3 protein-coding genes are annotated in these 15,136 nt (G+C 50.6%); all 3 read right to left on the bottom strand.

The window, feature by feature from the left end; genetic code table 11:
- Window positions 1–73 precede the first annotated feature (73 nt).
- The 3 genes from SB24_RS00450 to SB24_RS00440 all read right to left on the bottom strand — a co-directional run bounded on the left by SB24_RS00450 (window position 74) and on the right by SB24_RS00440 (window position 15,124).
- Complete coding sequence (locus SB24_RS00450; protein ID WP_007410116.1) at window positions 74–454, bottom strand: DUF1360 domain-containing protein; 381 nt, start codon at window positions 452–454, stop codon at window positions 74–76.
- Window positions 455–526: 72 nt separating this feature from the next.
- The gene (locus SB24_RS00445) at window positions 527–4,330 is read right to left on the bottom strand and encodes a non-ribosomal peptide synthetase (RefSeq protein WP_039251325.1); all 3,804 of its coding nucleotides are present in this window, start codon (window positions 4,328–4,330) and stop codon (window positions 527–529) included.
- A gap of 18 nt (window positions 4,331–4,348) precedes the next feature.
- Complete coding sequence (locus tag SB24_RS00440) at window positions 4,349–15,124, bottom strand: non-ribosomal peptide synthetase (protein ID WP_039251323.1); 10,776 nt, start codon at window positions 15,122–15,124, stop codon at window positions 4,349–4,351.
- Window positions 15,125–15,136 lie beyond the last annotated feature (12 nt).

Genomic DNA, 15,136 nt, shown 5'->3' with positions numbered 1-15,136 from the left:
GAATCAGAAAGCCTGCTTTGCTCCTCTCAGCCTAAAAGGGAAAGAAAAAAGTCCTAAAGCGAATCAAAACGCTTCAGGACTTTTTATGTTTCATGGCGGCGAGCACGTCAATGACCTTCGTTCCGACGCCGACACACGTTTCAAGAATGGCCTGCGCTCCGGCGATGGACAAAATGAAAATAACCGGATGTGCATAGCGGGGCCAGACCAAGTAGCAGATGCCGATCAATATGGCGCACCAGACGCCCGCACACCAATAACATTGCAGCATATAACCGAATGCGGAGGAAGGAACTTTTTTTTGGACGGCGCGCCCGTTTTGATCGACGGTTTTTTCTTGCTTTATAAAGGGTTTTCTTATGAATTCCGTAATCTTATCAAATACGATCAAATGGGTCAGCCGGTAGCTGGCAAGAATAATCATTACATACGTAAGCCAAGATAGGTTCGTCATGTCAAAGCCTCCAAAAAACTGGTTTGATTCCCCTATCTTGCCCTCTGTCATCCTGAACCATTCTGCCGGATGTTACAGATTCCGCGCCAAGCGTCTTCCGCTGTTTGCAATGATGTCGAGTATGACCTCAGCATTTTGCTGTGCAAAGGCGGGTTCAAACATATCTTTATGGGCGCCCCCGCCTTGATATTCCTGATAGAGTCCCGTTGTGGCGCCTTCCCATTTCATCGGCTCGGTCTTATCACTGTGCTCTTCCTTTATGCCGGCCTCGATAAAATGGAGGTTTGCCGCGATTTGGCCGTCATTTATCAGTTCCGCCCAGTACGTTTGATAGCGCTCTGTTTTTCGGATGACCGCTTCCCTGACGGCTTCCGGGACATTTTCGGCTGTCGCGTTTGTTGGCTGCGGCGCCAATGTGTCAAGCTTTCTGTACGCGTCTGCGATAATGACGTCGCTGATTTCTAAGCCGCGCTTTTCCATCGCTTTTGCCGCCTCGAATGCCGTATTGCCGCCTGCCGAATATCCGAAGAGAATATAAGGGCCTTCCGGCTGGATTTCCAGCATTTTATCAATGTATTGTTCCATTCTGCTGTCTTCTTCAATAAAGTTAAAACCGTACACAGCAGCCCGTTCGTTTAATGCCGCCGCAAGATCTTTAAAGAAAATCCCGAAACCTGAGATAGGCGGAAAACAGAAAAGATTTCGGCCTTTCGGCTGGTTCAGCCTGCTGATATGCTGCTCTGCAGCTTCTGTCAGTGTGTTTGAATACAGCTTTTCAGCCAATTGTTCAATTGTCGGATATTCAAATATCATTTCAATCGGCACATCCATCTGCTGCCTGGTCTTCAGCTGATGAATCACTTGCAATGCTTTCAAAGAATGGCCGCCCAGCTCAAAGAAGTCATCCTGTATGCCCAGCTCCCTGCAGCCGAGGATCGGCGTCCAAATGTCGATCAGCTCACGCTCTACCCAGTTTCGTGGCGGAACGGCTTTTGATGACGTTTTTTTCCGTTCCGGCGCAGGCAGCCCGCGGCGGTCCACTTTGCCGTTTGCGGTAAGCGGCATACGGTCAAGCTTCATCACATACTGAGGAATCATATAGTCGGGAAGCGACCTGGCCAACAGGGATCGAATGGCTCTTTCTTCAACATGTGCGCCCGTATAATACGCACAAAGGATTGCTTCTTGTCCTTCATCTGACACGATGACTGCCGCTTCCCTGATTCCATCAATTTCAGTCAAGCGCGCTTCGATTTCGGCCGGCTCAATCCGCTTCCCGCGAATCTTGAATTGGCGGTCGATACGGCTGATGTATCCAATGCTTCCATCAGGCAGCCAGTGTGCCAAGTCGCCTGTTTTGTAGATCTTTTCTTCAGGATGAACCGGGTGGCTGACAAATGCTTCACTTGTTAAGTCAGGCCTGTTTAAATAGCCTTTGGCAACCCCGTCACCGCCGACACAAAGCTCACCGGGCACGCCGATCGGCGCAAGTCCGCCATTTTTATCAATGATATACGCAGTTGAATTGCTGATCGGTTTTCCGATCGGGATCGGCTGAGAAAAATCGTGCCTGATTTCGTAAAAGGTAGAAAATGTCGTATTTTCCGTCGGTCCGTATATGTTATAAAGGCTGAGATTCGGACAGCGGTGTCTGACCTTATTGATGAGCGCCGGGGACAAAGCTTCTCCGCCGACATATAAGGTGTGCAACCCAGAAAACATCTCCGGATCTGCCTGGGCGAACTGGTTAAAGAGCGCCGTCGTCAAAAACAGAATCGTAATCCGGTTGGAAGAAAGATAATTGCCGAACCTCTCAGGGGCAAGCATTGTCGAGCGGTCAACCACATGAAGACATGCTCCGTTCAAAAGTGCTCCGAAGATTTCAAACGTCACTGCGTCAAAACCGATGGACCCTGTCAGAATGAGACGGTCCGACATGCCAGCCGACGTGTAATTGCTGTTTGACACGAGCGATATGACGTTTCGGTTGGAAATCATCACGCCCTTCGGTTTTCCTGTTGAACCGGATGTATACATAATATAGGCAAGGTCATCAGGTGCTGTATCGGTATTCAGTTTTCCCGCATCAGGTGTTTGTTTTTCAGCTGCAGCCGGGATAGAGATGATGTGAGAAAAGTCAATGTCAGTCTCAATTCCTTTTTGTACCGTTAACAGCTGTGCTCCGCTCTCAGTGAGCATATCGGCGATCCTGTCGGATGGCAGTTCTGCATCAAGGGGAAGGTACGTCCCTCCCGCTTTCAATACAGCGAGAACAGCGATGATAAATTCCGGTGAGCGTTCGGCCAGAATCCCGGCAATTCCCTTTGGCGCCAAACCGTTTTCCAGCAGGGTGCGGGCGAATGCAGTTGACCGTTCATCGAGCTCCCGGTACGTCATCGTCAGCCCGCCGGCGTGAAGCGCCTGATGGTCCGGGGTTTTCTTCACCTGTCGGCTGAACAGGCTGATGATGCTTTCATCTCTTTCATAAGTTGTTTTCGTGTCATTAAATTCGCCGATTATTCTTGATTTTTCCTTTTGTCCGAGCATCGGAAGCCGATCAGCGGGAACATCGGGATTGAAGGCGGCGCCGCGCAGAGCTTCTTCCAAGTGTCCTTTTACGCTCTCTATCCATACTTCGTCATAAACGTTCGCATTGTAGCTGAATTTGATGAGCAGCTCATCGCCAGGCGCTATGATGAGGTTAAAATCGTAGCCCGATTGTTCCGAAACGTTGACATTCCCGATCCGGAATGGTGCATCCGATTCCTTTTCCGCGTCTTTCATCTGCTGCTGAATCGGATAATTTTCAAACACGATGATATGGTCGATTAAATCCTGTTTCAGCTCAGTCTGCGATTGGATGTCAGCAAGCGGATGATAGCTGAACGCCTCTGAGTCAAGCATTTCTTTCTGCAAGCGGCCCAGCAGTTCTCTAAAGCTTTCGTCACCCGTTTTAATGCGTACCGGAACGGTATTGATAAACAGCCCGATCATGCTTTCCACGCCGTCAATGACGGAAGGCCGCCCTGATACGACGGCGCCGAATACGGCATCGTCCGTCCGGTTGTAGCGCTGCAGCATCAGACCCCATACAGTCTGCATAAGAACAGCGAGCGTAGCGCCCTCTTCTTTGGCGATGGTTTTCAGCTTGTCCGTCAGGTTTTGATCTAAAGAAAACAGCAGCTCTTCCTTGCGGTAGCCTTTTTCCTGGGGACGGGCCGATATTTTCGGGAGTCCTGAGGGTGTCTCGCAGCCTGCTAAATATCCTTTCCAATATTCAGAAGCCGCGTCTTTGTCCTGATCAGTCAGCCATGTAATATAAGTGCTGTAAGGCTTTGCGGGTGCCAGTGTGACGGGTGAGCCTGATTCAATCGCCCGGTACATATGCATGAATTCCTGAAGGACGATGCCGAGGCACCAGCCGTCCATAAGGATGTGATGGTGGCTCCAGACGCATATATATTTTTCGTCAGCCGTTTTAAACAAAGAAACGCGCATCAGCATATCCTTTTGCAAGTCAAAGCCTTTTAAGCGGTCACGTTCCTTAAATCGCTGTAAGTAGGCGCTCTGTTCCGCTTCGTCCAAATGTGTAAGATCTTCGCGGTGCAGCCGGAATTCCCGCTCACGCAGCACAACTTGGCGGGGGCCGTTCAGCTGAGCGACATGAGGTAAAAAAACCGTTCTGAAAATATCGTGACGGCTGATGACAGACTGTACGCTTTGCTCAAACAATTCCGGACGAAGCCGGCCTTTTATGGTGAAGACGGATTGCTCGATATATGCAGCCCCCTCCTTTTGCAGAAAGGAATGAAAAAGCATTCCTTCCTGCATTCGGCTGAGGGGATAAATATTTTGGATATTTTTTGTTTTGTCCATGTGTTCCTCCCGCTCGGTTTAGTGGAAGCTGAGTAAGTCGGCAATATCCTGCAATGCTTCCTCAGTCAGCTCCCGATCATCAAAGTCACTGACGGTCTTCTCCGTATCGGTTTTGCTGAGGCAGTGTTCCGACAGTTTCAGGAGATAATACCGGCAGCTTTCGGACAGCCGTTCGATCGTATCTTGCCGGAAGCGCTCCGTTTCATAGGAAATGCTGACGGTCATCCGGCCTTTTGCCGCAATCGCGCTGATTTCAAGTGACTGCTCCCGTTTCCATGTATCTGTCACATCATCTCCGCCTCCCAAAGGAGAAAACTGAAACGCGTCAGGCTGTTCCGTTTCTGCCGGGTTCCCGCCGGGCGCATCGAATTGTCCGAGATAATTAAAGCTGATCTCCGGTGCTTTCCCGAAAGTCATCCCGGCAAGCTTCGGCGGTGTTAAATATTTGAGGACGCCGTATCCGTTGCCTTTATCCGGTATGCGCCGCAATGTGTCTTTGACGGTTTTCAATGTGCGAATTTCATATTCTTCAAGAGGTTCATAAACTCCGCTCCGGAGAAGCACCGGGTAAATGGAAGTGAACCACCCCACTGTCCTGCTGATGTCCGCACCTGCCTGCTCCGATTGGCGTCCGTGTCCTTCAAGGGCGATTTTCAAAGCGTGCCGCGGCGACCACTTTTGAATGGCAAGCACGGCGGAAGCCAAAAGCACATCTTGCGTATCCGTATTGTAGGCACTGTGCACATCTTTCAACAGGGCGTCCGTTTCACTTTCTGTCAGAGTGAAGGATACCGTGTTCCGTTTTTTTGCAGGAGTTTGAGATAAATCTGCCTGTTCGTAAGGAAGACTTTCTGTTTCATAGTGTTCAATCTCCCGCCAATACTCCGCCTGCTGAAGAAGCTGTTTACTTTCGGCATAATCGGCCAGCTGCTCCGTATATGTTTTGAATGACATGGTTTTCGAAGGGAGTTTGATTCCCTGTCCAGAGACGGCCTGTTCATAAGCAGAAGCCAAGTCTTCCAATAAAATCCGCCATGATATCCCGTCAACAGCGAGATGATGGACCGTCAGAAACAAGTAATCTTCTGCTCCAGAGCGGAACAGCCCCGCCTGTACAAGCGGCCCGTTCTCTAAATCCATGTTTCTCTGAAGCTCTGCGACGCGGCGTTTTACAAAACGTTCCTTCTCATGCTCATCGCCTTCCATTTCTAATATGGTCAGGCTGTAAAGCTGCTCATCTGCGAGGTCAGCCGGTCTGTTGAAGAGGAGAAGACCTTTCTCTTCGTCTTTTTTGCAGACAATGCGCAAGGCATCATGATGAACGGTAATAGCTTTTAACGTTTTCCTCAGAGCCTCTTCATCTATTGAATTTGCTCTCGTCAGCATGACGGACTGGTTAAAATGATTTGCTTCCTTCATGTCTTGTGTGAAGAACCATTTGTGAATCGGCGACCACTTCACTTCTCCTTCTGCAGGAGCTTGGCTGATCGGCTGCCGCTCTGTACGGACATAAGGCGCCAGCTCCCTAATTGTCGGCCGGCTGAAAATATCTTTTACGGCGATCTGTTTTCCTGCCTGATGTAATCGGGCTGATACTTGCAGGGCTTTGATGGAATCGCCGCCCAGTTCAAAAAATGATTGATCCGCGGCAATGTTTTCAGTTCCGAGCACTTCGCTCCAAATCGCGGACAGTTCTTTTTCCATGTCGCTTTCAGGCTCGGTAAATGCCCGTCCGGTGTGCGCTTTTTTCCGCGGCTCAGGAAGCGCGCGGCGGTCAAGCTTCCCGTTCGGTGTGACAGGCAGGGCTTCAAGTGTTTCAAAGAACGCCGGCACCATATAAGCGGGCATTTCATTTCTGAGTGCTTTCTGCACGGTTTCACTTTCTGTTCCTTCTTCTGTCACGATATAAGCGCATAGTTCCGTTTGGCCTGCTGATGCGGGCAGAGCGGTGACGGCTGCTTCTTTGACTCCTTTTATGCCTGTTAAGGCGGATTCAATTTCTTTCAGTTCCACCCGGTAGCCTCTGATTTTGACTTGCTCGTCCATTCGGCCGATATATTGCAGCGTGCCGTCCGGCAGCCATTTTGCCAGGTCGCCCGTGCGGTACATGCGCCGGTTCTTCTGGAACGGGTCTTGGACAAAGGCTTGGGCCGTTTGCTTAGGAAGATTGCGGTACCCTCTTGCAAGGCCGGAACCCGAAATGCAAAGTTCTCCCGTTACGCCGATCGGCTGCGGATGATCTCCGTTTAAAATATAAACGTGTGAATGCTCAATCGGACGGCCGATCGTGATGTTCTTACTTTGTTCTATATGTCTTGCCGCTGTAGTGGCGACGCTGTTTTCCGTCGGGCCGTACTCATTGGCAAGCTCCGTGTGTGGACAAACTGATAAACTGCGGCTGATAATGTTTTGGTCGACAGCTTCTCCGGCTAATGTGACAATTCTGAGAGACTCTGCATCCCCCGGCTCCAGTACGTCAAGCAGTGTACGGTACAGTACGGGAACAATGATCATGTGAGTGATGCGGTAAGATGCAAGATAGTGTTTAATAGCAAGAATATCTCTTGCTTCGTCTTCGGCTAAAACGGCCGCTTTCGCACCGGAAATCAGCGGTGTGAACATGCTTGTTACAAACCCGTCAAATGAAAATGAAAAGAGCTGAAGAATCGTATCTTTCTCATTCAGATCATAAAATCCGCTCCGCCATTGAAGGGTTTGGCTGACGGATCGATGTTCGACCATAACCCCTTTCGGCCTGCCTGTCGTTCCCGATGTATAAATGATGTAAGCCAAATCTTCCGGTGCTGATAATGACTGGACCGGCGAAGCATCCTGTTCTTGGATATCCTCCAGTGCGAGCACTTCACCGTTAAAACGATCAGGCACTTGTTCTATCGCACCGTGTGCGGTAAGGAGAAGCGCTGTGCCGCTGTCTGAGATGATATATTGCTTGCGTTCCTCCGGATATTCAGGATCTATCGGGACGTAGGCTCCTCCGGCTTTCCATACCCCGAAGACTGCCGCTACTTGTTCCGGCGATCTTGGTATCACAATGCCGACGGCTGCATCAGGTCCGATCTGCCGTTTTTGCAGGGCTCTGGCGATTTTATTCGACCAGTCATCTAATTCTTTGTATGTGATCAATGTTTCCCCGCTGATAAGGGCCGCGGCATCAGGTGTTTTTCGCGCCTGGGTGATGAACAGTTCATGAACTGTTTTTTCAGGCAGCTGTTGATCCGTCATGCCGTTAAAGTCCGAAAGAATCCGGTTCCGTTCCGGAGCAGTCAGCATGCTGATCGCTTGTAAAGAAGTTTCCGGTTCACGGACAATGTGTTCAAGCATCGTCATAAAGTGGGAAGCCCAGCGCTGCATCGTTTCTTTCCGGAATAAAGACGCCGCATATTCAAACAGAAAATGAATCTGTCCCCCGCCTTCAGAAGCCTGCAAAGTGACATCAAATTTGGAAACCGGACGGGACACGTCCGCATTCTGAATATGCAAACCGTCCAACAGCAGTTCCTCATGCTCTATATTCTGGACGACAAGCATGGCGTCAAACAGCGGATTTCGGCTTGTGTCCCGCTGCACGCCGAGCCGCTCCACAAGCTCTTCAAACGGGTAGTCCTGATGCTCATACGCTTCAAGCGCGGCTTGGCGGACTTCCGCCAAGTAATCGGTAAACCGTTTGTCTCCTTTCGGCTCCGTTCTGATGGCCAGCGTGTTGACGAACATGCCGAGAATCGGTTCAAGGTCTTTGTGCGGACGCCCGGCAATCGGCGAGCCGACGATGATGTCTTCCTGCCCGCTCAATCTCGCGAGTAACGTATTGTACGCGGCGAGAAGCACCATATACAAAGTGGAGCCGTGATCCCGGGCGATGCGGTGAAGGCCGGATGCCGTTTCAGCGTCAAGCGTGCACGATACGCTGCCGCCCGCAAAGCTTCTGACAGCCGGACGGGGCTTGTCAGCCGGAAGCTCAAGCACCGGAAGCTCTCCTTCAAGCCGCTTCAGCCAATAGGCTTCCTGCTTCTGATATCCTTCTTTCTCCTGAAACGATCGCTGCCAGACGGAATAGTCTTTATATTGAAGGCGCATCGGCGCAAGCGAACGGCCTGCGTACAGCTCGCCGAATTCTTTAATCAAGGTGTTGACGGACACACCGTCAGAAATAATATGATGCATATCCGTTAATAAAAGATGACGTTCGTCCGATTCTTTCACGAGAGCCGCACGGAAGAGCGGCGCTTCCTCCAGACCAAACGGCCGGACGAATGCGTCAGCTGACTCGGCCTCATCCAGCTGAAACGGTACGCTGTCATGGATGCGCTGCACCGGTTCGCCGTCAGGCCCCGTTTCAAAGGACGTTCTGAGCGACTCGTGCCGCTCCACAAGCTGCCGGAACGTCTCCTCCAGCCGGCCGCGGTCAAGCGGGCCCGTCAGTTCCAGCACAGCCGGCATATTGTAGCCGACACCGCCGTCTTCAAGCTGCTGGAGCACATACATCCGTTTCTGCGCCGAAGACACCGGGTAGGTGTCCTGTGTTTGCGCAGGCTGAATCGCTTCATACGGGCTTTCTTCCAAGTCCTGAATAACCGAAGCGAGCTCTTCCACCGTCGGCCGGGCGAAGATGTCCTGTAACGGCACCTGAACACCGAATTCTTTGGCGATGCGGGAGACGAGAGCCGTCGCTTTTAACGAATGGCCGCCCCGCTCAAAAAAGTGATCCCGGATGCCGACGGGGCCGTTTTTCAGCACCTCTTCCCAAAGGGCGCAAAGCTTCATTTCCGTGACGTTCCGCGGGGCGGTGTACGCCCGTCTGTCTGCCGCTCCGCCGGGAGCCGGCAGCGCGCGGCGGTCAAGCTTTCCGCTCGGCGTGACCGGCCATTCGCTCATCTCTATAAACTGAGCCGGCATCATGTAGGCCGGAAGGCGTGTCGCAAGCTCCGCCCGCACGTCATCGCTTTCCCGTCCTTCGATATAGGCGTAAAGCGCGGTTTCGCCGTGTTCGGTCCGGGCGGTGACGGCCGCCTCACGAATGCCGTCGATGCGCCGGATCGCCGCTTCGATCTCTCCCGGTTCAATCCGGTAGCCGCGGACTTTCACCTGTCCGTCTGAACGTCCGAGCCATTCGACTAGGCCCTCTTCTGTCCAGCGTGCGATATCGCCCGTCTGATACATGCGTTCTCCCGGATAAAACGGATCATTGAGAAAACGCTCCTCCGTCAGCTCAGGCCGGTTCAGATAGCCCCGGGCCACCCCTGTCCCCGCGATGTACAGCTCTCCGATACAGCCCGGCGGCAGAAGCTGTTTCTTTTGATTTAAAATATAAAGCCGCATGTTATGCCCGGAAATGCCGATCGGAACATTATGAAATTCTTTTCCTTGCGGCAAATCAAAGTACGCCGCTTCTACTGTCGCTTCCGTCGGACCGTAGGAATTTGTCAATTCCGTTCCCGCAAGAAGGTCATGAAAACGGGAAACCAGGTGCGGGCCCAGTTGTTCGCCGCCGGCAAAAACCCTTTTTAAGCAGGTTTTTTTGATCGGCTGTTTTCTGGAATTTATATATTCCAAGAAAGCATGAAGCATGGATGGCACAAAATGAGCCGCCGTTATGCGGTTATTCTCCAATGCGTTCAGTATCATTTCAGGGTCTTTCTCGCCGCCTTGCGGAAGGAGGAAAACAGAAGCTCCCGCGATCGGCCACCAAAACAGCTCCCAAATCGAAGCGTCGAAAGAGTATGATGTTTTATGCAAAATGATGTCAGAATCACTTAATCCATAACGCGTTTGCAGTGAGTATAAAAAGTTTACGGCTGACCGATGTTCAACCTGCACGCCTTTTGGGCGTCCCGTAGAACCGGATGTATAGATGATATAAGCCAATGAATCAGGTTTTACCGGAACGTTAGGGTTGGCCGCAGCTTCAGGTTTTCCTGTTTGTCCGCTTTTCAGAGAGATCGTTTCTCCCTCAAAAAGATCTGGTGCGAAAAGTTCTGGTTCTGCCAGTAAGAATTTCACGCCGCTGTCTTTCAGTAAAAAGCGAATCCGCTCTTCCGGGTAATCCGGATCAATCGGCAGATATGCACCGCCTGCTTTTAAGACAGCGTAAATGCCGATCAGCATGTCAGGAGAACGCCGGCCCATAATGGCAGTTTTATCCTCCAGCCTTATCCCGCGCTTGATCAGCTGGTGCGCAAGCTCGTTTGCCCTTTCGTTCAGTTCCTGATACGTAATCGAAATGTCATCAGTTAAAATTGCCGGACGGTCCGGCGTTTTTTCCGCCTGCTGTTCCAGCAGATCATGAAGAGGCTGATGAAGCGGAAACGCTGTTTTCTGCAAGGGGCTGAAATCTTGAAGCAGAGACTCTTCTTCTTTTTCTGTCAAAACAGAAATATCGTCTAATTCCAAGCCCGGATCAGCCGCGGCGTTTTCGGCAAGTGTCGTAAAAAATCCCGCCCATTTTTGAATCGTTTTTCTCTTAAACAAATCGGTGCTGTATTCAAACTGGCAGTACAATTCACCGGCGTTTTCAGAGATGTACAGCGATAAGTCAAATTTAGAAATCGGCAGGCTGACGTCTGCCGGCTGCAGTTCAAGTCCGGCTGCCCTAAGCTTCTGCTGTTCCATATTTTGCAGCGCAAATGTTGTGTCAAACAGCGGATTTCGGGACATGTCACGCGGCACACCGAGCTTATCGACGAGCTCTTCTAACGGGTAATCCTGATGTTCGTAAGCCTCAAGCGCTGTTTGGCGAATTTCCTTTAAATATTCTTTGAATGTCATGCTTCCGTCGGGACGCGTCCTGAAAGCAAGCGTATTGACAAACATGCCCAGAACGGCGTCAAGGTCGGCATGAGGCCTTCCTGCAATCGGAGACCCGACAATCATATCTTCCTGTCCGCTTAAACGGGCTAACAGAACTGTGTACACACCAAGCAGCGTCATATACAGTGTGCATTTGTTTTCTTTCGCCAGCTTTTTCAACTGAGCTGTATGTTTTTCATTGATGACAAATGACACCCTGTCTCCGGAAAAGCTCCGCACCGGGGGACGCGGCTTATCAGCCGGCAATTCAAGCACGGGAATCTCATCGGCAAGCCGGTTCAGCCAGTACTCCTCTTGTTTCCGATATGCGGCGCCCGCCATAAATGATTGCTGCCAGACGGCATAATCTTTGTATTGAATCCGTAACGGCGGCAGACTTCTCTCAGCATACAGCTCACTGAATTCACGTATCAAAAGATTGACGGATACGCCGTCTGAAATAATATGATGCATATCAGCTAAAAGCAGATGCCGGTCTTTTTCTATTTGGACAAATCCCGCCCGGAAAAGGGGCGCTTTGCCGAGATCGAACGGCCGGATAAACGCTTCGGCTGATTGTTCTTTTGTAAATGCAAACGGCACGTCGTCATGAATCCTCTGCACGGGCAGGCCGTTTTGTTCTTCAAAGGATGTTCTGAGCGGTTCATGCCGCCGGATCAGTTCCTTGAACACGGCTTCCATCCTGTCTCGGTCAAACGGCCCCTTCACCTCTAAAACGGCTGGAATGTTATAGCTGACACCGCCATTTTCAAGCTGGTGAAGGACGTACATCCGTTTTTGGGCGGATGAGACAGGATATGTTTCTTTCGTTTCTGTCTTTTCTATGGATGCGAACGGGTTCTCTTCTGCTTCACTGATGATTTTGGCGAGTTCTTCTACAGTCGGATGGCTGAAGACATCGCTCAGCGGGATTTGCACACTGCACTCTTTAGCTATTTTTGCAACGAGTGCCGTCGCCTTTAATGAATGGCCGCCAAGCTCGAAAAAGTGATCGTGAACGCCGATCGGGCCGCTTTGAAGCACTTCTTCCCATATGCGGGTAAGCCTCAGCTCCGTCACATTCCGGGGAGCTGTATATTGACGGCCCGCTGCGTATGCCGAAGCTTCCGGAAGGGCCCGCTGATCGACTTTTCCGTTCGCAGTGAGCGGAATCGAGTCAACAAAAGCCCATTTGACCGGAATCATATAATCAGGCAGCTCTTTCGCCAAATCACTTCGCAGCTGAGAAGGATCAGTCGCTTGTGAGACGCTGCAGTAGGCGCATAATTCATTTTCGCCCGACTCATTCGTTTGAATCAGAACGGCAGCTTCTTTCACGGCATGATGATTTGCCAGGACGGTTTCAATTTCCTTCGGTTCAATCCGGTACCCTCTGATCTTCACTTGATCATCTGTCCGGCCGATGTATTCAATTTGGCCGTCCGCACGCAGTCTTGCCAAATCTCCGGTCCGGTACATGACGGCGTCCGTTCTGAACGGATCCGGCAAAAATTTCTCTTCGGTCAGCGCCGGATTGTTCACATAGCCTCTTCCTGTATTCGCGCCGGAAATATACAATTCTCCCGCAATTCCGAGAGGCTGAAGCTGCCTATTTTTGCTGAGAATATACATCTTGTTATGATGGATCGGTTTCCCGATCGGCGGATGTTCAGGTATGTCATCTCCCGCAGAAATCGTATACGTTGAAACCACATGAGTTTCTGACGGGCCGTAATGATTATGCAGATGCATACCGTGTAAACGGAGCGTCTGCCTGAACAAACGCGAAACGGTCAGCTGCTCCCCGGCCGTAATGACATGCTTCACACAGCGGGGAAAAGACTGTGCATAACCTTCTTCATTGAAAAGCATTTTGACAAACGCAGTCGGGAAAAACACAACTTCCGTGTTGTGCTGATCAATAAACGAAAACAGCTGAGAAACGTCTCGTTTGATTGATTCGGGCACGATACAAAGGGTGCCGCCGCTCAAGAGTACTGAAAATAACTCCTGATAGCAGACGTCAAACGCCACAGATGCGTACTGCAGCACATTTGTGCAAAAATCAATGTCTGTGTTCGTCAATTGGTGAGAAAGCAGGTTGGCCATATTTTTATGTTCGAGCAGCACACCCTTCGGTTTCCCTGTCGTTCCCGATGTATAAATCATATAAAGAAGGTCATCGGCCGTATTAATGGATTGCACATTGCTTCCGTCCGCTTCCGTCCCGGCGTCTTCTATGTATGTAACCTGCAGCGTTTGTTCCGCGGGCACTGACTGATGCCGCTCTGTTACAACATGGACGCAGCCGCTGTTTTCAATGACATATCGAATACGCTCCTTTGGACTGCCCGGATCTATCGGGACAAAGGCGCCGCCCGCTTTTAAAATACCGAGAACGGCCGCCGCTAAAGAAGGGGAACGGCCGAGCATGACGCCTACCGGTTCCTCCCGCTTTAATCCGCGCTTTTGCAGCAGGCGGGCCAGCTTATTAGCCGATTCGTTCAGCTCTTTGTACGTTACTGACTCGCCTTCATACCGAATCGCGATTTGATCCGGCGTTTTTGCGGCCTGCCGATCAAACATCGCATGAACCGTGTCATATTCAGGCTTTTCGGTCTCTTCAGAAATCGGCGCAAGCAGCTGCGCTTTTTCCCCTGGAGTGATGATTGCAAGCTTGTCCGGCGTGATGTCCGGTTTGTCGAGAACTTGGGAGACGATATGTGCCAAATGGCCTTTGATATTTTCAATAAATTGGCGTTCATACACGCTTGAATCGTATCTCATTTTCAAATGAATCTCGTCACCCGGCGCCACCATCAGGTAAAAACTGTAGTTGGTTTCGTCTTCCATGCTGAAATCATGGATGTGAAAAAGGTCTTTCGTGTCCCCCTTGCTGTTCAGCACATCAAGCTCCTGTTCAACCGGATAATTCTCAAAGACAAGAATATGATCAATTAAGCCTTGTTTTACCTGTGAATTCGCCTGTATGTCATAAAGCGGATGATAGCTGTATGCCTGTCCTTTCAAAGCGTCCTTTTGCACGTTTTTGATCAGCTTTTGAAACGGGATGTTTGCCCCGCTGATCCGGACAGGCACGGTATTAATAAACAGGCCGATCATTCGCTCGATGCCTTCGATTTCAGACGGCCTTCCGGAAATGACAGAACCAAAAACCGCATCTTCTGTCTGGTTATACGCCTGGAGCAAAATGCCCCAGAGCGTGTGGAAAATGGTGCTCAGCGTGACCTCTTCTTTTACGGCCAGCTCTTTCAGTTTAGCCGTGTCCTCTTTTGAAAAGGAAAACGTCACTTCCTCTTGTCTGCTTTCGCCGGCTTTTTTCTGCTTCGGCAGTACAGTCTGCTGCTCAAAGCCTTCAAGGTACCGCTCCCAGTACGAAGCGGCTTTTTCTTTATCTTGCTCCATCAGCCACTTGATGTAGGTCCCGTACGGCACAGCGGGCTCAAGCGTTAACGGTGTCCGGCGGAGCCGCGAGGCGTATATCTGGAAGAACTCTTTCAGCACGATTCCGAGACACCAGCCATCCATAATGATGTGATGGAAACTCCATATGCACGTATATTCACATTCACCGGTTTGAAGCAGCGTCACCCGCATCAGCATGTCTTTTTGCAGATGAAACCCTTTCTTACGGTCTCTTCGTTTGGCTTCTTCAATATGCTTGATTTGATCAGCCTTGTTTAAATTGGTGAGATTTTCCTCAATGATGCTGACGTTCCGCTCTTTTAATACGACCTGCTGCGGCACTGACACGTTCTGGCTGATAAAGATCGTTCTGAAAATATCATGTCTTTCGAAAAGGGCATGAACGCTCTCTTCAAACACGCGGGTGTCAACCTTCCCCGTTATTGAAAAGGAGGCCTGCTCGGCGTAAGCCTGTGATTCCTTTTGCAGGAGGGAATGAAAAAGCATTCCTTCCTGCATATAAGACAGCGGATAAATATCCTGAATTGCATTCTTTTTTGTCATGTTATAATCTCC

Source organism: Bacillus sp. Pc3 (genome assembly GCF_000815145.1).
GTDB lineage: Bacteria > Bacillota > Bacilli > Bacillales > Bacillaceae > Bacillus > Bacillus velezensis.
Note: the sequence above shows the minus strand (reverse complement) of the source record. Positions and strands in the feature narration are given on the sequence as shown.

Bases quoted from the DNA above. Each gene is read 5' to 3' on its own strand.
- SB24_RS00450 (WP_007410116.1), bottom strand. From the start codon at position 454: ATGACGAACCTATCTTGGCTTACGTATGTAATGATTATTCTTGCCAGC.
- SB24_RS00445 (WP_039251325.1), bottom strand. From the start codon at position 4,330: ATGGACAAAACAAAAAATATCCAAAATATTTATCCCCTCAGCCGAATG.
- SB24_RS00440 (WP_039251323.1), bottom strand. From the start codon at position 15,124: ATGACAAAAAAGAATGCAATTCAGGATATTTATCCGCTGTCTTATATG.